This window comes from Gemmata algarum (assembly GCF_034097035.1).
In the GTDB taxonomy this organism is placed as follows: domain Bacteria; phylum Planctomycetota; class Planctomycetia; order Gemmatales; family Gemmataceae; genus Gemmata; species Gemmata algarum.
The window spans coordinates 82,708-102,219 of sequence record NZ_JAXBLV010000013.1 but is presented as its reverse complement, the minus strand read 5'-3'; the positions used below and the strand labels follow the sequence as shown (position 1 = coordinate 102,219).

Genomic DNA, 19,512 nt, shown 5'->3' with positions numbered 1-19,512 from the left:
CTGTCACCACCGGCCCTACCCATCTAGCCCGGCACCCACTTTGCAACCCCAGCCGCGTCCTTCGGCCGCCGGGCGCTTCACCTCCGTAACCACCTGCGGCGCGTGTCGCCACGACGGGCCGCGACCCATTGAACCCAGAACGACCGAACGTTCGAGCCTCCAACCGGAACACCGACCATGCCCCAAGACCCCCGCGAGCGCGGCCCGAAAGCCCCGCAACCGTCGCAGCAGCAAGACCCGCCCGGCCTGGAGTCCGAAATGGACCCGAAGCCGGACTACGGCGAAAAGACCTACAAGGGTTCCGGGAAGCTCAAAGGGCGCGCCGCGCTCATCACCGGCGGGGACAGCGGGATCGGGCGGGCCGTGGCGCTCGCCTTCGCCCGCGAGGGCGCGGACGTGCTCGTCTCGTATTTGAGCGAGGAGTCCGACGCCAAGGAGACCGCCCGCGTCGTGGAGGCGGCCGGCCGGAAGTGCGTCACGGTCGCCGGCGACATCACCGACGAGGCGCACTGCAAGGCGCTGGTGGAGCGGGCGGTCAAAGAGTTCGGGAAGATCGACGTACTGGTCAACAACGCGGCCTACCAGATGACCCGCGAGTCGATCGACGAGATCTCGACGGCCGAGTTCGACCGGACCATGAAGACCAACCTGTACGCCATGTTCTGGCTGTGCCGGGAGGCCCTGCCGTACATGTCCGCGGGGGCGACCGTGATCAACACGTCGTCCATCCAGGCGGACAGCCCGAGCCCCCAGCTCCTGCCCTACGCGGCCACCAAGGCGGCGATCCAGAACTTCACCGGCGGGCTGGCCCAGATGCTCGGTAAGAAGGGCATCCGGGCCAACTGTGTCGCCCCAGGACCGATCTGGACCCCGCTCATCCCGGCCACCATGCCGTCCGAGAAGGTGAAGAACTTCGGCAAGGACATGGCCCTGGGACGGCCCGGACAGCCGGCCGAGCTGGCACCCGTGTTCGTCCTGCTCGCCTCCGACGAGTCGAGCTACATGGCCGGCGCCACGGTCGCGGTGACCGGCGGCAAGCCGCTCATCTGACCCGGGGCACGACATGGCGACGATCGGCTATCACTGCTCGCACGAGCAGTTCGCCCCGTCCGAGCTGCTCCGTTACGTCCGCCGGGCGGAGCAGGCGGGGTTCCGGGCGGCGATGTGCTCGGACCACTTCCACCCGTGGAGCGAGCGCCAGGGCCAGAGCGGGTTCGCGTGGTCGTGGCTCGGGGCCGCGCTCCAGGCCACGGCGCTCCCGTTCGGCACGGTGAACGCTCCCGGCCAGCGGTACCACCCGGCCGTGATCGCTCAGGCCGCCGCCACGCTCGCCGAGATGTTCCCCGGCCGGTTCTGGCTGGCCCTGGGGACCGGGCAGTTGCTCAGCGAGCACGTGACCGGCGGCAAGTGGCCGCGGAAGGGCACGCGGCAGGAACGGCTGAAGGAGTGCGTGACGGTCATGCGGGCGCTGTGGGCCGGCGAGACCGTTACCCACGACGGGCTGGTGACCGTCACGGACGCGAAGCTTTACACCCGCCCGGCACAACCGCCGCAGGTCGTCGGGGCGGCGGTCTCGGCCGAGACGGCCGAGTGGGTCGGCTCCTGGGCCGACGCCCTGATTACCGTGTTCAAGCCCGCGGAGGAGCTGAAGCAGGTGGTCGAGGCGTTCCGCCGGGGCGGGGGCGCGGGCAAGCCGATGTACCTACAGGCGCAGACGAGTTACGCCCGAACCGAGGACGAGGCCCAGCAGGCGGCGTTCGACCAGTGGCGTCAGAGCGGCCTCGACGGCGACGTACTCACCGAACTCGCGACCCCGGCCGACTTTGACCGTCAGGCGGCCGGGCTGAAGCCGGAAGACCTCGACACCAAGGTGCGGATCTCGGCCGACCTGAAGCGGCACGCCGCCTGGGTCGCGGAATACTTTTCACTCGGGTTCGAGGCGGTTTACATCCACCAGGTGGGCCGGGACCAGGAGCGGTTCATCGACGCGTTCGGCGAGCACGTGCTCCCGGCCCTCGCGAGGAGGAGCTGACGTGGCGGACGCCCCCGAACACATCCGCGAGGCCCCGGGCCGCCCCGGGTCCCCGCCCCGGTGGTGCACCGGCGGCAAGACGGCCGGCGGCACGTCCCGATCGGACGCCAGCCTGGTGTGGTTCACCATCCACCGCGGCGTGCTCAACGAGGTGTACTACCCGCGCATCGACTCCCCCTGCACCCGCGACCTGTACCTCATCGTCACCGGCCCGGAGGGGTTCTGCTCCGACGAGCGCGAGGACGCGGAGCACACGGTCGAGTGGATCGGAGAAGGAGTGCCCGGGTTCACCGTCGCCACCGCGTGCAAAAAGGGCCGGTACCGGATCGAGAAGACGGTCATCACCGATGACCGGCTCAACGTCGTGCTCCAGCGGGTCCGGTTCACCCGCTTCCCGGCCGGCCACCGGGTCTTCGTGTACGCGAACCCGCACCTGGCCGCGCACGGGTCGGGCAACACCGCCTGGGTGGGGCGGTACAAGGGCCAGACGGCTCTGTTCGCCGAACGCGGGGACGTGGCCCTGGCGCTCCTGTGCTCGGCCGGGTACTCCACGGCGTCGGTCGGGTTCGCGGGCAAGTCCGACGGCCCCGACGACCTGAAGAAGCACGGGCGGCTGACCGAGCGCTTCACCCGCGCCGCCCAGGGCAACGTCGGCCTCGTCGGCGAGATCGATTTGTCACACGGTCCGGAGTTCACCCTCGCGCTGGGGTTCGGACTCGGACCCGGGGAGGCCGCGTACCACGCCAGCGGCGGGCTGAAGCGAGACTTCCCCGAGGCCGTCGAGCGATACGCCGACGGCTGGCGGGCGTGGCAGGACAAGCTCCTGCCGCTCGCAGGGCCCGGCCGGGACCTGTACCGAGTGAGCACCGCCGTCCTCGAGTCGCACACGAACAAGTCGATCCCCGGCGCGGTGGCCAGTCTGGCGATCCCGTGGGGCGACGCCCGCGGGGACGACGACCTGCTGCAAGGCGCCTACCACCTGGTCTGGTCCCGCGACCTGGGCCAGCACGGCAGCGGGCTGCTCGCCATCGGTGCCCTACAGGACGCCCGTCGTCTGCTTGAGTATCTGCAAGCGACGCAGGAGCCGGACGGCCACTGGCCGCAGAACATGTGGGTGAGCGGAGAACCGTTTTGGGACGGGGTGCAGGTCGATCAGGCCGCCCAGCCGATCTTGCTCACCGACCACGCCCTGCGGGCGGGCGCGATCGACGAGGGGCACCGCGCCCGGTTCTGGCCGATGCTGCGGGCGGCTGTCGGGTACATCGTCCGCAACGGGGCCTCGACCGAACTGGACCGGTGGGAGGAGGAAAAGGGGTACAACCCGTACACCCTGGCCACCATGATCGCCGCGCTGCTGGCCGCGGCCGACTGGGCCGACGCGGCGAGCGAACCCGAACTCGCCACTTACCTACGGGAGACCGCCGACGTTTGGGACGCCGGGATCGAAGGCTGGGTGTACGTCCGGGGCACGGAGTTGGCCAAGAAGGTCGGCGTGGACGGGTACTACGCCCGCATCCTCCCGCCCGGCTCGATCGAGCCCGCGTACCCCGGCCAGGAGTGCGCGCGGCTGAAGGACGCCGACGCCGGGGAGCAGGACGTGCCCGGACACGAGGTGGCGAGCGTGGACGCCCTCGCGCTCGTCCGGTACGGGCTGCGGGCCGCAGACGACCCGAAGATCCTCAACACGCTCAAGGTGATCGACGCGGAACTGAAGATGGAAACCGAGCGGGGGCCGATCTGGCACCGGTACACGGCCGACCGGTTCGGCGAGCACGACGACGGGTCCGCATTCGAGCCCGGCAACAAGGGCAAGGGGCGGGCGTGGCCGCTCCTGATCGGCGAGCGCGCGCACCACGAACTGGCCCGGGGCGAACGAACGCGGGCGACCGAACTCGTGGCCGCGATGGCGAACTACGCCGGCGACGCGGGACTGATCTCCGAACAGGTTTGGGATGCGGACGACCTGCCCGAGAAGTGGCTCTTCAAGGGGCGGCCCACCGGCTCGGCAGCCCCACTGCTGTGGGCGCATGCGGAGTACCTTAAGGTACTCCGGTCGCTCAAGGACGGGCGGGTGTTCGACCGCCCGCCCCAACCCGAGGCGCGGTACGCGGGCGGGCGGCGCAAGGGCGCTCGCGCGCTGTGGCGGGTGGAGCACCCGGTGCGGTCCGTGCCCGCGGGCACGGTCGTGCGGATCGAGGCCGTCGAAGGGGTCGAGGTGCGGTGGCGGGTCGGCCGCGGGGCGGAGCAGGTGCTCGCGGAAGCACCGACCTTTCTGGGCGTGCGGGTCGCCGATGTCCCCGCCCTCGCCGAAGGCACCACGGTCAACATCACCGCCACCCGGCCCGGCGACGACGGGAGCCAGGTGCGCGAGGAGCACACGGTTACCGTCCGCTGACCGCAGCCCCCGTCGCCCGTAACAGGAGACGCCTCGTGGACCCGAAGAACACGTCAGAAAACCCGTCCCGCCGCCGGGCCATCCAGGCCGGCTTGGTCGCCCCGGTGCTGCTCACCGGTGCCGCGTCCGCGCGGCCAAAGGCGGCCCCTCCCACGCTGAAAAGCCCACTCGGCCTGCACCCGAAGCCGCCGTTCCAAAAGCAGAAGCAGGAGTGGCCCGGGCTCACCTCGAAGATGGAGCCCAAGCCCGACCACGGGGAGAAGAGCTATAAGGGCTCCGGCAAGCTCGCCGGCCGCAGGGCCCTCATCACCGGCGGCGACTCCGGCATCGGCCGCGCTGCCGCCATCGCGTTCGCCCGCGAAGGGGCGGACGTGGCGTTCGGGTACTTGCCGCAGGAAGAGCCCGACGCGAAAGAGGTGGTCGAGTTGATCCGCGCGGAAGGCCGCAAGGCGGTCCCGCTGCCCGGCGACATTCGGGACGAGACGTTCTGCAAGCAGCTCGTAGCCGCCGCTGTGAAGGGGCTCGGCGGGCTCGACATTCTGGTGAACAACGCGGCGTACCAGATGGCGCAGGCGAAGGGGCTGGAGGGGGTCACCACCGAGCAGTTCGACCGGGTGTTCAAGACCAACGTGTACGCGATGTTCTGGATCACCAAGGAGGCGCTCGCTCACTTGCCGGCCGGGGCCGCGGTCATTAACACAGCGTCGATCCAGGCCTACGAGCCTTCAAAGGAACTGATCGATTACGCGCAGACCAAAGCGGCCATTGTGTCGTTCACCAAGTCGGTGGCCAAGTCGCTCGCCGAGAAGGGGGTCCGGGTGAACGCGGTCGCGCCCGGACCGGTGTGGACGCCGCTGATCGTAACCACCATGTCGCCGGAGAAGGTGATGTCATTCGGAGGTGACGTGCCTCTGGCCCGTCCCGCCCAACCGGCCGAGTTGGCGCCGACGTTCGTGTACCTTGCTTCCGCCGACGCCAGCTACGTAACCGGTGAGGTGTTCGGGAACACAGGCGGCAAGGCCCCGTTCTGAGTCACCCCTCGAACGCCAGCCGGGCGGCGTTCAATCGTACCGGCTCAATCCGCTCCCGCTGCTCGTCCGCCCGCCGGGCGAGCAGGTCGTAGTCCGGGCCGCTGGCGGCAGGAACGACCTTCAGCGCCCGCCACAACGATCCTTTACCGTGAATCCCGATGGCCACGGCTTCCAGGGATTCGAGCAGCTTGAGCCGACCGCCCGACAGATCATCCACCGTCATCTTCAGCCGGGCGAACTTCTCGGCCACCCACGCGACCGCCTGCCGGGACGCGCTTTGGGTCACGCCGAGCCGGGCGATCAGCGATTCCAGCTCCTTGCGGTCAAACTCGATGTCGCGGCGGAGGGCCTTCAGGAACGGGGCCAAGTCCGCGTGTGCCTTCTCCAAGTGCTCGAGCAGTTCGAGCGCTGCGGTGGACCCGGACAGGTGGTCGTTCAGGTAAGTCGCGAGTTGCACGGCCGCCTCCCGGTTAGTGCCCGATCACATCCCCTGGTCGCCCGCCGCGGACGTGTGCCCGGCCCGGTCGTCCTGCCGACCGAGCTGCTTCTCAATCACCCGCAGCACCCGCTCCACCGCGCCGTCTACCGCCGTCTCGACATCCGCCGCAATGTCGTGTGCCGCGACCGCCGGGCGCCCAGCCAAATGCACCTCGACCGAGCACCGGGTGTCGATGCCGCCCTTGTCCGAGTTCACGTCCTCTAGGTATACCTCGACGCGCCGCAGGCGGTCGCCGAAGCGGTCGCCGATGGCGGCCTCCACGTCGGCACGGATGGACTCGGCGAACTCGGCGCTATTGCGAATGTGGTTGTCGGTGCGCACTTGAAAGATCACGGGTCGTCTCCGAAATGAGTCAGTCGCTTCGAACCAGCACATTTGGAGCAGACTGCGTGCCGGCTTGGCCGCACCCGCCGAACTCTCGGTCGGCAGCCATCGCCGCGTTTAAGCCCGGCTGCACCCGCTCGACCGCCCTGAGCGGAGACCGCACCCTTCTTCAAGGTGCAGCCAGCGGCCGTCGATTCCACCAATCACGAACGTGTCGGCGTTACCGACGATTATCCGGCACCCCGATTGCAACAGACGGCTGCACCGCACGTCAGTGCGTCGCCCCTAAACACAAAGGAGAGTCATCATGGCGACAGCAACCCTTAATAACCCGGTAGGTCGCACACAGACCGGGGAAGCCGAACGTCACTCCGAGGGTTCGGTGGCCCGCAACATCGAGAACTACACCGCGCAGGTGCCGTCGGACTGGTTCCTGTGGGCTGCCGGGGCCTCGATCGTGGGGTCACTCACTCTGCATGCGCTCAACCGCAAAGAAGACGCACAATTTGTAGGTCAGTGGGTGGCCCCGTTCATGCTCCTCGGCGTGTACAACAAGATCGTGAAGGTCGCCGGCTCCGATCGCGTGCATGGCTCCTGAACACGCCCCCAGTCGTTTCAGGTTCCCGATTCTGAGTCGGGAACCGGCTCTACCCAGGGAATCGGTTGCACCCGCCGGTGTCAGCGGCGGGTCGGATCCGAACCATCGACACACTTCGATCGAACGTGATACGATCTTCAGGGAACCGATCGCATCTGGGGCGGTCGATGCACTCACTGCGATGAACCACCTGCGACTGCTGCCTCGAACGCCCGACGGGTACCAGATTTGCCGGACGAGCAGGCAATTTCCTTCTTTCGCGAAGCCTCGACCGCCAGCGGTTCCTCGTGCGCGCCCCTCTCACCCACAGGCGTATGGCACCTCAGCCTTTCCGCGGTATCATGAGCACATGAGCACCGCGCCGAGCGACCCGTCCGAATCACTTGCCGCTGCACTGGGCCGCATCCCCAGCGGGCTGTTCGTCCTCACTGTCAGGAGCGGCGACCGCGAAACCGGGATGCTCGCGTCCTGGGTGCAACAGTGCAGCTTCAACCCGCCGCAAATCTCTGCCGCGCTCAACAACCAGCGGTACGCCCTTGAATGGCTGAACGTGGGGGCGACGTTCGTCGTCAACGTGATCCCGGAGGGCGGCAAGACGCTGGTGGCCCACTTCGGCAAGGGCTTCGAGCCCGACGAGCCGGCGTTCACGGGGCTCGACGCGCGGCGCGACGCCCTCGCCCCGCCGGTGCTGCTCGCCGCGCACGCGTATCTGGTGTGCCGGGTGGCGAACCGCGTCGCGGTCGGGGATCATACACTCGTCATCGGTGAAGTGACCGCGGGCGGCATACTTCAGGACGCAAAGCCCACGGTTCACACCCGCAAGAACGGCCTGCGCTACTGACGGGAACACCGACATGGACGAACCCATCATCAGCTCGGACACGCAGCGCCCCAACCGGCTCCCGCCCCGCCAGGTGCAAACCCAGAAGTGGCCGATCCTCCACGCCGGCAGCGTCCCGCCGTTCGATCCGGCCCGGTGGACGTTGACCGTCTTTCCGATCCCGCTCGTCAGCGCGGTCAAACAGTTCACGTGGGCCGAGTTCTCGGCGCTCCCGCGGGTGCGGGTGTACGCCGACATGCACTGCGTCACCCGGTGGACCAAACTCGACAACCTCTGGGAAGGGGTCAGCACGCGCGCGTTGCAGAACCACGTGACCGTCTCGCCGCGGGCGAAGTTCGTCATGGTTCACTGCGAATACGGGTTCACCACCAACCTGCCGGTCGACCACTTTTTCGGGGACGACTGCTTATTCGCGACGCACCACAACGGGCAGCTTCTCTCCCCCGACCACGGCTACCCGTTGCGGCTCGTGGTGCCGAAGCTGTACGCCTGGAAGAGCGCCAAGTGGGTCCGCGGGATCGAGTTCATGGAGGAGGACCGGCCGGGTTTTTGGGAAAGCGGTGAGCACGGCGGCTACCACATGCGCGGCGACCCGTGGCAGGGCGGCCCCGACGGCGACGGCGAGCGGTTCCGCACCAACAGGTGAGGCCACGACGAACGCGACCGCGGCGCCAATTCGCTCTCCACCCGTGCAACAACATTTCGCCCCGCAATTCAGGATTCCTTGAATCTCCGGCATCGGGTATTCCGTCGGAGAGTAAGCCCCGTGGGAACTGCCATCCCTCTTATCGGAGCGCGAAGACCGATGCTGACCTCGTTCGTTCTGTCAATGACTCTCGCTGCCCCCGTGCCGGCCCCGGGTCCCGCGGTCCCGGTCGGCCCGGCCCCCCGCATCCTCGAACTGAAGCCGGGCGCCGACGGCAAGATCATGGTCACCGTGACCCGAACCGAGAAGCTGCCAAACGCCCCGGTCGCGGCCAACCCGAACGGCGTCGCTCCGGCCGTCGTCGCCCGCGAGATCTCCCGCACCAAGGTGATCGAACTGAGCGAGGTGAAGGATCTGACCGTCACCACCGCCGACGGCACGAAGATCGCGACCGAGGACGCGCTCAAGAAACTGAGCAGCGGTGCCATTGTCGTCGTCTCCACCGACGGCAAGCCCGTCAGCCCGACGTTCCTGAAGATGTTCAAGGACGACGTGCTCGTGCTGGTGTCGCCGGAACTGAGCGGTCCCGCTGCCGGCCGTCCGGTCGCCCGCCCGCTGCCCGCGATCCAGGGCGGGCTTCAGGTGTTACCGGCCCAGCCCGGCATCCAGATCCAGATTGCGCCGGTTCAGATCGCCCCGGCCGTGCCGGCTCAACCGCTCCCGGCCCCGGTGCCGCCGGCCCCCGGAAAGTAAACGCGTGTAACGGCGAAGGGGACCGCCGCAGGCTAACGATGGCCTGCGGCGGTCCCCTTCGCCGTTACACGCGCGTTGGGGCACAGCCGACGTGTCCCGAAACTGTAACACGACCAGCCAGTCGCTTTACCGCCCGTTCCGGGCGGGTTATCCTGCTAGGGTTGCCGAATCAGCCCCCAGGAGATGCGTCGTATGTATCCCTCGCTGGTCCTTTCGGCGGCCCTCGTCGCACCGGCCGCCCCCCTTCCCCGCGACACCGTTCCCAACGTCACCGGCCCGGCCCCGCGCGTCCTCGCCCTCAAGGCCGACGGCAGCGGATCGGTTCGCGTGGTCGCCACCGTCTACATCAAGCAAACCGTAACGGCCACGCAGTTCGTTGTGGAAGGCAACAAGCAGGTCCAGAAGGAGATCGAGTACGACACCGTTGGCACCCAGTACTTGAACAAGACGCTCACCGATTTCAACGGCAAGTTCACCACCGCCGACGGGCGGCAACTGACCGCGAACGAGGCCACCGCCCGGGTGAAGGCCGGCGCGACTGTGCTAGCGTCCGCCGACGGGCAGCCGATCAGTAAGGCGTGGCTCCAGTCGGCCCACCCTGATACGGTGGTGATGGTCGCGGACGGGTTGAAGCACGCCCTGATCCAGTGGGGCGGCGAGCCGTACCCCACCACCCCGCCGCCGCAGCTCGCGATGCTCTCATCACAAAACAAGGGCGGGGTGCTCGCCCAGGTTACAACCCAGGCGACGGGGCAAGCGTACCACGACGCCATCCAGTTCGAGGGGCGGGTGAACCGCATCCGTATGGCCCAATGGGCCGGCGACGGCATTTATTACCCGGGCGCCCCCGCGAGTGAAGCGAAAGTGGCGACCAAGCCGCTGGCGGAAGTGAAATTCGAGGCCTACGACCTGAACGGCAAGCTGGTTTCGCGCAACGAGGCTCTGAAGCGGCTCGCGGGCGGCGGGATGGTCCTCGTCGCCGGCGACAACCGTATGCCCGACGACGCCTACCTGAAAGGTTTCCGTGAGGATTTGTTGGTGCTGGTCGGCAGTGAGTTGGTGCTGCCGATCCCGCCCCTCGACCAAACGAAGAAAAAGCAAAACACGGTCAAACAGCAGATCCGCATCTTCCGCGACTGAACGGTCACGGCAGGAGCCCCAACGCCCAACCCAGTGCGCCGGGCGTTGGGGCTCGCAAGCTGGCTTACGCCGAACCGCAACCCACTCAACTCGCGGCAGGAGGCTCAGGTCTGGGCGGCCACAGCACCAGCATCACCACCAGGGCCAGGAGCGGGAACAGCCCGATCCCACCCAGGACCCACTCTTTCGAGCCGGTCACGACACAAATGAGCCCTTCAACGGGGTACACGGCCGCCAACGACAGGTGCGCACACGCCCCGAGAACACCCGTCACCTTTCCCTGGTGCTTCGCGGACAGCTCCTGGCTCAGCGCGAAGTACGTCGGGAACAGCCCGAGCGCCCCAAACGCGACCACCAACAGCCCCGCTTTGAGCCCCCACCCGTCTGGCAGGAACGGCACCGCAGCGGTGCAAACCGCCAGCAGCGAACAGCCCGTAAAGGCCAGCAGCCGGCTCGTGTGAACCGGCACCCCGCGCTTGCACAGGAGCAGCGTCAGCAAGCCGACCGTCCACGAACCGACATCGGCCACGAGGTAGTACACGGTCGTGAACGCGCTCATCTCCTCGAGCGAGTACCCGCGCTGCTCGCGCAGGTACAGCGGCAGCCACGTGCGGTACCCGTGCCAGGTCACGTTCACCGCCACCACCACCGCGACCAGCGCCCAGAACCGGCGGTCCCGGAACACGTCCGTGAACCGGGCGTCGTTCCGGTTCGCCGGCCCCGTTCCGCCGCCCCCGGCCAGCATCCGTTTGGGGATGGTGATGAACCACAGGGCGACCCACACCAGCCCGAGCGCGCCGATGACCCGGAACGGCACGCGCCACGTCTCCGCGATCTCGAACGTCTCGGCCCGCCGGAGGATCGCTAACACCATCAGCGGGGTGACCACCGCCCCCAGCGCGGTACCGCTCTGGAACAGGGCGTTGCCGAGCGACCGCTCGGCGGGCGGCAGCACCGCGCGCGTGGTGCGGATGCCGCAGGGCCAGTTCCCGGCCTCGAACAGCCCGAGCAGAAACCGGCAGGCGATGAGCGCCCAGAACGAGCCGGCGAACCCGGTCAGAATGCCGGCCAGCGACCACCCCACCACCACCAGCGGGTACACCCACCACACACGGGCGCGGTCCACAACGTACCCGGTGGCGAGCGCCCCGAGCGCGAACGCCAGGGAGAAGGCGCTCTCGAGCCAACTGTACCGCAGGTCGGTCAGGTCGAGCGCGGTCTTGATCTCCACGGCCATCTGGTTCAGGGCCATGCGGTCCATATAGTTGATGACGGTCGCGAGCATCAACAGGGCGCACACCCACCAGCGCCACGGGGACAGGTCGGGAGCGGTGCTCATTGCGGCTTCGGGAGAAGGTGCCGGGCGGGAACGCGCCCACCATACCCGACGCGTGGGGGCGAATCCAGTAAGGGGCGGAACAATGGTCACGGGCTCGACGCGCGGCGCACCGGTTCACCCGACGGCCTGGGCCGGGATCGTGGTCGCCACGGTCGCCGGCGTGCTCGGGCTGTACGGCTCGATGTACGCGGAAAAGCAGATCGCCGGCAGCCCGCTGCTCGAGGCACGGGGCGCGTCGGGCGGCGCCCCGCGCCCCGAATCGCTCCCCGCGCGCAAGCTGGCCGAGGGCGAGAAGGCGGTCTTCGGTGACAGCCTCGACGGGGCGCTGGTCCGCGAAACCCAGAGGTCGAAGGTCGCGAACTACACGCTCCAGATCGTGGCGTTCGTGCTCCCGTTCGTTCTCGGGCTGGGCGCCGCGCTGCTCGGCGGGTCGGCAATGAGCGCGGTCGAGCGCGCCGGCGGCAAGTACGCCGGTAACGCCCTGGCCGTGTTCGCGATGCTGATCGGCGGGCTGGCCGCGGTCACCGCCGCGTGCATGATGGTGAGCCTGTACGTGTGGCCCCGGGTGCCGTCGCTCTACACGACGTGATGACGGGAAGCTCAGCCGAACGGGCCGCCACGCTCGCTCGACAGCGCGAGCGTATCGAGCCACACGGTGAGCTGTCGAAGGCCTCTGTCGGTGCGCCCTGTCGTTCAGTTCGTCGCGAGCAGGTCGCTCCAACCGGTTGCGGTGAGAACGCGCCGGGCCAACTGCTCCAAACGGTTACGATCGGTCACAGCCCGTAGCGCCGCTTCGGCCGCAGGGTCGGGAGCCCCGAACCGTTCCTGCCCTTGCAACAGCAACAGCCGCTGCGCTTCCGCGACCGCCCCACGAGCCTCGCCTTGGGCCAGCCCCTTGCTGAGGATCAACTGGTACGTCGTGGAGTCTTCGAGGGTCATACTCAGCTCCCGATACAGGGTCTCGACGCGAGCCGGATCGTAGCGCAAGCCGCACAGCACGAACGTGGAGCCCAGAAGCCCGCGCTCCACACTATCGGAAACGTCGGCCGATCGCAACGCCTGCCGGAACCGAACGAACGCCGCCGGCAGGTCCGCGTCCGCCTCGTTGGTGAGCAGCGCCAGCGGCGCCACACCCGGCCCCGCAGCCAACAGCGCGTCCACGGTTTCGAGCCACACCCGAACCACCGTGTACCGGAACGTCAGGTACGGCGTCCCGCCCGCACCTGTCAGTTCCAGCGTGCCGGTGAGGTCGGTCGCAGTGGCCTTCGGGCGTAGCAGTACGAGTACCGAATGGACGGGCAAACCGTTCACGGCCCAGGCCGCAACGTTGTACCGCAGCAGTTCGCCCGGAATGCCGAGCCGGCCGCTGGATTCCAGTTCCAGGTGCAACGCCGCGGGCGACGCGCCGTCGATGCGGAACAGGCGGTCCGCTTGCAGCGTCGCTGACAGATCGGTGTCGAGAGGCGTAGCCGGTCCGGGCGGCACACCGACCCGGGCGCCCAGGAACGCGGCCCAATCGCCGAGGTGGGCATCAATCAGGGTGTTCAGGGTCGCGTCGAACGGTTTGCCCATATTCGCGAGCCCCAGACAGGCGCCCTTGTTGCCCGAACGTTCCCCGGGCAACAAGGGCGGTGAACTCCGCCGGCAGGCTCACTGCGCCGCCGGAGCGGCAACGGCGGCGTCGATCTTGGCCTGAAGCTCGGGGCTGATCTTCCCCTTGCCCTTACACTTCGGCCCCTTCGAGCAGCCCAGGTAGTAGCCGGGTCCGAACCGCGACTTCCGAAGCTTCAGCGGCGCGCCGCACTCCGGGCACGTCTCGGTCACTTCCACCGACAGCGCCGGGTCCTCCTTCTTCTCAACCTTCTCCTGTGGCGGCGGGAGGATGTCCTTGAGCTTCTCGCGCAACTCGGCGTTGATCGACTTCGCGTTGCGGCACTTCGGGTACCCGCTGCACGACAGGAACGGCCCGCGCCACGCCACCTTGATCACCATCGGGCTGCCGCACTTCTCGCACGCGACGCCCGTGTCGGCCGGCTTCACCGGCGCGCCGTCGGCGTCGGCGTCGCTGATGAACTTGCACTTCGCGTCGGGGCACTGCACGTACTTCTTGCCCGCCTTGCTCTCCTTCAGGAGCAGGTTGTGCTTCTCGCACTTCGGGCACTTGTGCTTGGTCGGCAGCGCGGTGACGGTGCGAACGCCCTCGGCGTTCTCGTTCATCGTCGTGGGGCAATCGGGCGCCCCCTCGCACGTGTAGAACACGCCGAACCGCCCGACCTTCCGGACCATGTGCTTGCCGCACGCCGGGCACGGGATGTCGGTGACCGTCGGCCCCTCGCGCTCGGCCTCGCCCGGGCGCGGCTTGATGTACTTGCACGGCGGGTCGGCGCTGTAGCCGGTGCATCCCTCGAAGAAGCCGCCGGTCGTGGTGCTGTACCGCTTCTGCATGTCGCGGCCGCACTTCGGGCACTTCTCGCCGGTCAGCTCGCGCGCCACCGGCATCTCGGCGTCGGCGCTCTTGAGGGTTTTCGAGAACGAGTCCCAGAACTCGTCCAGCACCTCGCGGTACCGGAACTTGCCGGTTTCGATCTCGTCCAGCTCCGTCTCGAACTTGCTCGTGAACTGCGTGTCCATGATGTTCGGGAAGTGCTTCACGAGCAGGTCCGTCACCACCTTCCCGATCTCGGTCGCGAAGAACCGCCCGCGGTCCTGCGTGACGTACCCGCGCTTCTGGATCGTGCTGATGATGCTGGCGTAGGTGCTCGGGCGGCCGATGCCCTCTTTCTCGAGCGCCTTCACCAGCGAGCCTTCGTTGAACCGCGGCGGCGGCTGCGTGAAGTGCTGGCTCTCGAACAGGTCGAGCCGGTTCAGCACGTCCTTCTCTTTCACCGGCGGCAGCTCGGGCTCCTCCTGCCGGCCCACCGGCGGCAGCACCTTGCGGTAGCCGTCGAACGTGATCACCCGGCCGCTGGCGCGGAACAGCCCGCGCCCGGCCGTGATCTCGTAGGTGGTCACGTCCATCTCGGCGGGGGTGCACTGGCTCGCCACGAACCGCTGCCAGATCAGGGTGTACAGCCGCAACTGGTCGCCCCCGAGCCCGGCCTTCTCGGCGTCCTTGGGGGTGATCTTCACGTCCGTCGGGCGGACCGCCTCGTGCCCCTCCTGCGCGCTCTTGCCCGACTTGTACGCGTTCGGCTGCGCCGGCAGGTACCGGGGGCCGAGGAACGTGGTGCCCTGGATGTAGGCCCGCACCGCGGTGAGCGCGTCGTTCGACACGCGGGTGCTGTCGGTACGCATGTACGTAATCAGCGCGACCTGCCCCATCCCGGTCAGCTCGACGCCCTCGTACAGCTTCTGCGCCGTCTGCATCGTGCGGCTGGCGCTGAACCGCATCCGCGCGTTCGCCTGCTGCTGTAGCGTGCTGGTGGTGAACGGCGGGAGCGGGCGGTCCTGCCGCGTCTTCTTTTCCGCCTTCGACACCACGAACGGCACGCCCGCGAGCGCGGCGACCACCGCGTCGGCGTCGGCCTCGCTGGCGAGTTTGGGTTCGGCGTTGTCCCACTTCGCGAGGTTCGCCAGGAACGTGTCCTTCGGCGGCGTCGGGATGCCGCCCGCGTCACTCGCGGGCGCCGCCGCGGCCGCTTCGGCGCCTTCGGGCGTGTCCGCCGTTTCGCTGTCCACGACCGGTTCGTCCGGGTCGCCTTGCGTGTCCTCTTCCGTGGGCTTGTGCCACGCGACCGGCTTCGCGGCCTCGGTCTTCTTCTTGGCGAAGATCTTCGACTTCGCGGGGTCCGGGGTCCACGCCGCCTTCACCCCGGGCGCCGCCAGCAGCGCGGTGATCTTCCAGTATTCCTCGGTTTTGAACGCCTCGATCTCGCGCTCGCGGTCCACGATCAGTTTGACCGCGACCGACTGCACGCGGCCCGCGCTCAGGCGGCTCGCGACCTTTTTGCCGAGCAGGTTCGAGAGCGGGAACCCCACGACGCGGTCCATCGCCCGGCGCGCCTCCTGGGCGGACACGCGCAGGTCGTTGATCTTCTCCGCACCGGCGAGCGCCGCGTTCACGGCGTTCTTCGTGATCTCGTTGAAGCGTATGCGGTAGGTGGTCGCGTCCGGCAGCTTCAGTTCGTCCGCGATGTGCCACGCGATCGACTCGCCCTCGCGGTCGGGGTCGCTCGCGAGGTAGACCTTGTTGGCCCGGCTCGCCTCGCGGCCGATCTCGCCGAGGATCTCCTTCGCGGTCCGGAACCGCTTGCGCCCGCCCTCCGACTTGCTGCCATCGTCGACGGTGTAGCGCAGCTTCCACCCGTTCGCGATGTCGATGCCCGCGATGTCCTCGCCCTTCTTCTTCTTGGTGTCGAGGTCGCGGACGTGGCCGTAGCTGGCCAGCACCCGGAAGTTCGGACCGAGGTACTTGTTGATGGTCTTGGCCTTCGCCGGCGACTCGACCACGACGAGGTCGAACCCGCCCTTGGGGCCGGCCGGCGCCGCGCCGGGCGCGTCGCTCTCGGGGGCCGCGGCCTTGGCGGGGGCTTTCTTGGCGGCGCGGGGCTTCTTCGGTGCCGCGTCGGTCGCCGCTGGTTTTTTCGGTGTCGGCACTCTGGTGTCACTCCGTCAACAGGGCTAATGCGAGTTCGGTTCGCCCGTGCTGCTCTTTTAGTTGGGGCGGCCGGCGCCGCGAAACTCGCGGAGCGGATTTCGTGGCCCGCAGGTCGTCTTCGAGCGAAAGACGGCTCCGGCTCACCCGGTCTACCACGCCTACCTTATTAGAGGGGCGGGCCGCGGGTCCGTTTCCAATTGTTCCGAGGAGCACATTCCGTACAATCGGATAACCGGTCGAAGCTGGCAAGGGCCGAACGCGCCCACCACCCTTAGTACAGTGCTACGAAGGCTGTCAACCCCCGCGGCCCTCCGGCGCAACGAAGGCGTCGGCGCATCCCGAGGAATTGTAATGGCTTACAACCCGTTCAACATTTTCCGCCGGAACCAGAAGGCGTTGTTCGCGGTTCTGACCGTCTTCATCATGATCATGTTCACGCTGTCGTTCGGCTCGGGCGACGCGATCGACCGATTGTCGCGCTGGCTCGGCGGCGGGCGGAAGGGCGAGGTCGTCTGCCGGCTCGACGGCAGCACGATCAAGGAGAGCGACATCGCCCGCGTGCGGCGCGGGCGGGTCATGGCGAACTCGTTCATGACCCTCGCCGCCGGCGAGACCCTAGACAGTCTACGCCGGTACACCGATCAGCAGCGCGGCAAGCTGGGCGACGACGGCCAGCAGATGGCGTCGGCGGTCCAGATGGCCGAATTCTCGCTGATGAGCCAGCAGTTCGGCAACCCGCAACAGACTATCCCCCGCGCCCGGATGACGATCCGCGCGGTGTCCGAGAACCCCGCCGCGAAGAGCGAGGACAAGGACGCCGCCCGCGCCTACTTGGCGCAGCTCGACCTGATCCAGCGGCGGTTCGTCGGTGCCGACGGGCTGTTCTTTCTCAACGCCCCGAACCGGACCACGCGCGAAACGATCGAGTTCATGCTGTGGGAGAAGAAGGCCGACCAGCTCGGCATCCGCTTCACCCGGGCCGACGTTCACACACTTATCGCGCGTGAATTCTACAGCTACTTCAAGTCGGATGTCGAGGTCCGTAAGGCGCTCCAAAAGCAGATCGAGGGGTTCAACCTGGACGCCTGCATGGACGCACTGGCGGTCGAGTTCAAGGTGCGGGCAGCGCAGACCGCGGTGTTCGGCCCGGCCGGACGCATCGGGCCGGACGCGGCGGTGTACCCAGCTCCCTACGAAATGTTCGAGTACTACCGCCGGCAGTGCAGCCCGGCGAAGTACGAGATCGTCCCGGTACCAGCGGAGGCGTTCGTCGAGAAGGTTCCGGGCGAGCCGTCGGAGAGCGAACTGAAGGCGCTGTACGACAAATACGCCAACGACGAACCGAACCCGGCGAAGGAAGGGTTCGGGTTCAAGGAACCGCGGAAGCTGTCGGTCAGTTGGCTCGCGCTCACCGGGGAGGAGCCGTACTACCAGAAGCTCGCCGCGGACCAGCTCAGGGTCGGTGAGGTGATGGCGAAGGTGTCGGGTCTGACGGCCGTACCTGTTCCGGGCGTGGGCGCCGCGTGGGCGGAGGCCGCGGTCGCGCCGCTGGCGCTCAAAGAGCCCGCGGTGGACGCCGCGTACACGCGGTACAAGACCGAGTTCGCCGACAAGGTGCATCAGATGTTCGGCGGCGGCGCGTACGACCGCTCCACGCTGTTCACCCGCGACCTGCTCCCGACCAGCACCGTGCGGCCCGGGACGCTGGCGGCCGCGCTCGGCGGCTTCAGCGGGCAGACGGTGCCGTTCGGGCACCCCGCCGCCGGGGCGTCGGTCGCGGTCAGCGCGGCCATCGCCTACGAGATCCGCGACCGCGTCAAGACGGGCCTGCCGCTGGTGCTCGGCGCTGTGCCGAGCCCGGGGCTGCTCCCGACCGCCCTCGGCGGCGCGGCGGTGTACCAAGCGACCGCACCGCAGCCGCTCTCGATCGAGACGGTCCGCCCGGAGCTGATGAAAACCGCCACCAGCGAGCGCGCGAAAACGCTGGCCTTCGGGTCGCAGTCGAACCGGTTCGACCCGAGCGGCTCGGGCGAGAAGGGTGACGTCGAGCGGTTCAAAGAACAGCTCGAAAAGCTGTCCGACAAGGGCCGGGCCAAGGATAAGACGGCCGTTAACGACTACATCAAGAAGTTCATGGCCGACCGCGGGCTGACAAAGCCGGGCGAGCAGTTCGGCTCGACCACCGCGCCGCGTGACGAGTGGGCGCTCGAGGAAGACCCCGGGATGCGCCCGCTGGTGCTGGCCCAGCAGTCGAGCCTGGGCCGGGCGTTCGGCGCGCACGGCGGCGGCCGGTACCTGCCATTCGGTCGGAGCTTCTTCTGGACGGCTCAACCAAACCAGGGGCGCCGACCGACCACCGGCACCTTCGTCGCCACCCCGTACCCGCCCGACGACCGCAGCTCCTTCGGGAGCGAGGGCCGCGCGCGATACGTCTACTGGGTCACCGAGGACGTTCAGCCGAAGAAGACGAACTACCTCACGATGAAGGACCAAGTGCGGGCGACCTGGAAGCGGATCAAGGCGCGCGAGCTGGCCCAGCAGCGGGCCGAGGCCATCGCCGAGGCGATCCGGAAGGACCCGGCGAGCAGCTCGATCACCCTCCACCAGGCCGTGGCGGAACAAGCGAACAAGCTGCAAAGCGAAATTCCGGCGGGGAACAAAGCGTACTTCCGCGCGAAGGCGTTCGAGATCGACAACGTCAGCCCGCTGACCCCGATCGACCTGGGCAGCCTCAGCCCGGAAGTGCTCCAACAGATGTTCTCGCAGGGGATGAACCTGGCCGGGCGGCTCCAACCGTTCGGGCTGAACGAGTCGGAGAACATCCCGTACCCGACCCGCGATTTTGCGTCCGCACTGGTCGAAAACCGCGACAAGCCGTTTAAAAATGCGATCGTGCTGCCGGACTCGCCGAAGGACACGTTCTACGTGACGGTGCTGGTGCGCCCGTCAACCGACCCGCTGGCGCTCCAGAGCGCGGACAGCTTCGCGAAGGACGTGTACCCGCCGACCGCTCCGAAACACGCCGTGATTAACGAGTTCCGGTTCGAGGCGGCCCGCGAGGCGCGACAGTCGGTCGTGGCCCTCTTGAAGAAAGAGTTCCGGTACGAGGAGACCGAGGAGCAGAAGAAGAAGCTGGACGAGAACGCCAAGTCCGGCGGCCGGGACTGATCCGGAATCGTTCGAGGTGTTTCCGGTCGCCGAGCCGTTGTGAGGCCGGCAAAAGGAAGAGAGTCGTTCCGCACGGGCCACGTGAAACAAGCGACCGTAACCCACGTGGGTTGCGGTCGCTTGCGTTTCGGGCCGCCGCACCTCTGTTA

Annotated in this window: 16 protein-coding genes; 11 read left to right on the top strand and 5 right to left on the bottom strand. The window is 68.1% G+C overall.

Annotation, left to right across the window (positions count from 1 at the left end):
• Positions 1 to 177 precede the first annotated feature (177 nt).
• Genes R5W23_RS03065 through R5W23_RS03050 form a run of 4 tightly spaced genes read left to right on the top strand, consistent with a single transcriptional unit; the run spans position 178 to position 5,458 of the window.
• A complete protein-coding gene (locus R5W23_RS03065; RefSeq protein ID WP_320685051.1) occupies positions 178 to 1,050 on the top strand; it encodes an SDR family oxidoreductase in 873 nt (290 codons plus the stop codon).
• Positions 1,051 to 1,063: 13 nt separating this feature from the next.
• Positions 1,064 to 2,032, top strand: coding sequence for a TIGR03885 family FMN-dependent LLM class oxidoreductase (locus R5W23_RS03060; RefSeq protein WP_320685050.1), 969 nt, complete (start codon positions 1,064 to 1,066; stop codon positions 2,030 to 2,032).
• A 1-nt stretch (position 2,033) separates the two neighbouring features.
• Entirely contained in the window at positions 2,034 to 4,427 is a 2,394-nt protein-coding gene (locus R5W23_RS03055) for a glycoside hydrolase family 15 protein (RefSeq protein ID WP_320685049.1), read from the top strand.
• A gap of 35 nt (positions 4,428 to 4,462) precedes the next feature.
• Positions 4,463 to 5,458: an SDR family oxidoreductase gene (locus R5W23_RS03050; RefSeq protein WP_320685048.1), complete on the top strand. Its 996-nt coding sequence runs from the start codon at positions 4,463 to 4,465 to the stop codon at positions 5,456 to 5,458.
• A gap of 1 nt (position 5,459) precedes the next feature.
• Here R5W23_RS03050 and R5W23_RS03045 read toward each other — a convergent pair whose 3' ends face one another.
• Positions 5,460 to 5,915 carry a hypothetical protein gene (locus R5W23_RS03045; RefSeq protein WP_320685047.1) on the bottom strand — a complete coding sequence of 152 codons (456 nt, stop codon included), beginning with the start codon at positions 5,913 to 5,915 and terminating at the stop codon, positions 5,460 to 5,462.
• A gap of 24 nt (positions 5,916 to 5,939) precedes the next feature.
• Entirely contained in the window at positions 5,940 to 6,290 is a 351-nt protein-coding gene (locus tag R5W23_RS03040) for an HPF/RaiA family ribosome-associated protein (RefSeq protein ID WP_320685046.1), read from the bottom strand.
• 298 nt (positions 6,291 to 6,588) lie between these two features.
• Here R5W23_RS03040 and R5W23_RS03035 point away from each other — a divergent pair, with 298 nt between their 5' ends.
• From R5W23_RS03035 to R5W23_RS03015, 5 genes are all read left to right on the top strand, one after another.
• Positions 6,589 to 6,879, top strand: a complete 291-nt coding sequence (locus tag R5W23_RS03035; RefSeq protein WP_320685045.1) for a hypothetical protein — start codon at positions 6,589 to 6,591, stop codon at positions 6,877 to 6,879.
• A gap of 349 nt (positions 6,880 to 7,228) precedes the next feature.
• A complete protein-coding gene (locus R5W23_RS03030) occupies positions 7,229 to 7,720 on the top strand; it encodes a flavin reductase family protein (RefSeq protein ID WP_320685044.1) in 492 nt (163 codons plus the stop codon).
• Between the two features lie 13 nt (positions 7,721 to 7,733).
• Positions 7,734 to 8,366, top strand: coding sequence for a sulfite oxidase-like oxidoreductase (locus R5W23_RS03025; RefSeq protein ID WP_320685043.1), 633 nt, complete (start codon positions 7,734 to 7,736; stop codon positions 8,364 to 8,366).
• Between the two features lie 159 nt (positions 8,367 to 8,525).
• Positions 8,526 to 9,119 (top strand): hypothetical protein, encoded by a 594-nt coding sequence (locus R5W23_RS03020; protein WP_320685042.1) that lies wholly within the window; start codon positions 8,526 to 8,528, stop codon positions 9,117 to 9,119.
• A gap of 192 nt (positions 9,120 to 9,311) precedes the next feature.
• Positions 9,312 to 10,259 carry a hypothetical protein gene (locus R5W23_RS03015; RefSeq protein ID WP_320685041.1) on the top strand — a complete coding sequence of 316 codons (948 nt, stop codon included), beginning with the start codon at positions 9,312 to 9,314 and terminating at the stop codon, positions 10,257 to 10,259.
• Positions 10,260 to 10,344: 85 nt separating this feature from the next.
• Here the strand turns inward: R5W23_RS03015 and R5W23_RS03010 are convergent, their stop codons facing one another.
• Entirely contained in the window at positions 10,345 to 11,598 is a 1,254-nt protein-coding gene (locus tag R5W23_RS03010) for an MFS transporter (protein ID WP_320685040.1), read from the bottom strand.
• Between the two features lie 82 nt (positions 11,599 to 11,680).
• Here R5W23_RS03010 and R5W23_RS03005 point away from each other — a divergent pair, with 82 nt between their 5' ends.
• Positions 11,681 to 12,187 (top strand): hypothetical protein, encoded by a 507-nt coding sequence (locus R5W23_RS03005; RefSeq protein WP_320685039.1) that lies wholly within the window; start codon positions 11,681 to 11,683, stop codon positions 12,185 to 12,187.
• A 104-nt stretch (positions 12,188 to 12,291) separates the two neighbouring features.
• Here the strand turns inward: R5W23_RS03005 and R5W23_RS03000 are convergent, their stop codons facing one another.
• Complete coding sequence (locus R5W23_RS03000) at positions 12,292 to 13,170, bottom strand: RpnC/YadD family protein (protein ID WP_320685038.1); 879 nt, start codon at positions 13,168 to 13,170, stop codon at positions 12,292 to 12,294.
• Positions 13,171 to 13,248: 78 nt separating this feature from the next.
• Positions 13,249 to 16,194, bottom strand: coding sequence for a type I DNA topoisomerase (gene topA / locus R5W23_RS02995; protein WP_320685037.1), 2,946 nt, complete (start codon positions 16,192 to 16,194; stop codon positions 13,249 to 13,251).
• 352 nt (positions 16,195 to 16,546) lie between these two features.
• Here topA and R5W23_RS02990 point away from each other — a divergent pair, with 352 nt between their 5' ends.
• Positions 16,547 to 19,363: a hypothetical protein gene (locus R5W23_RS02990; RefSeq protein WP_320685036.1), complete on the top strand. Its 2,817-nt coding sequence runs from the start codon at positions 16,547 to 16,549 to the stop codon at positions 19,361 to 19,363.
• Positions 19,364 to 19,512 lie beyond the last annotated feature (149 nt).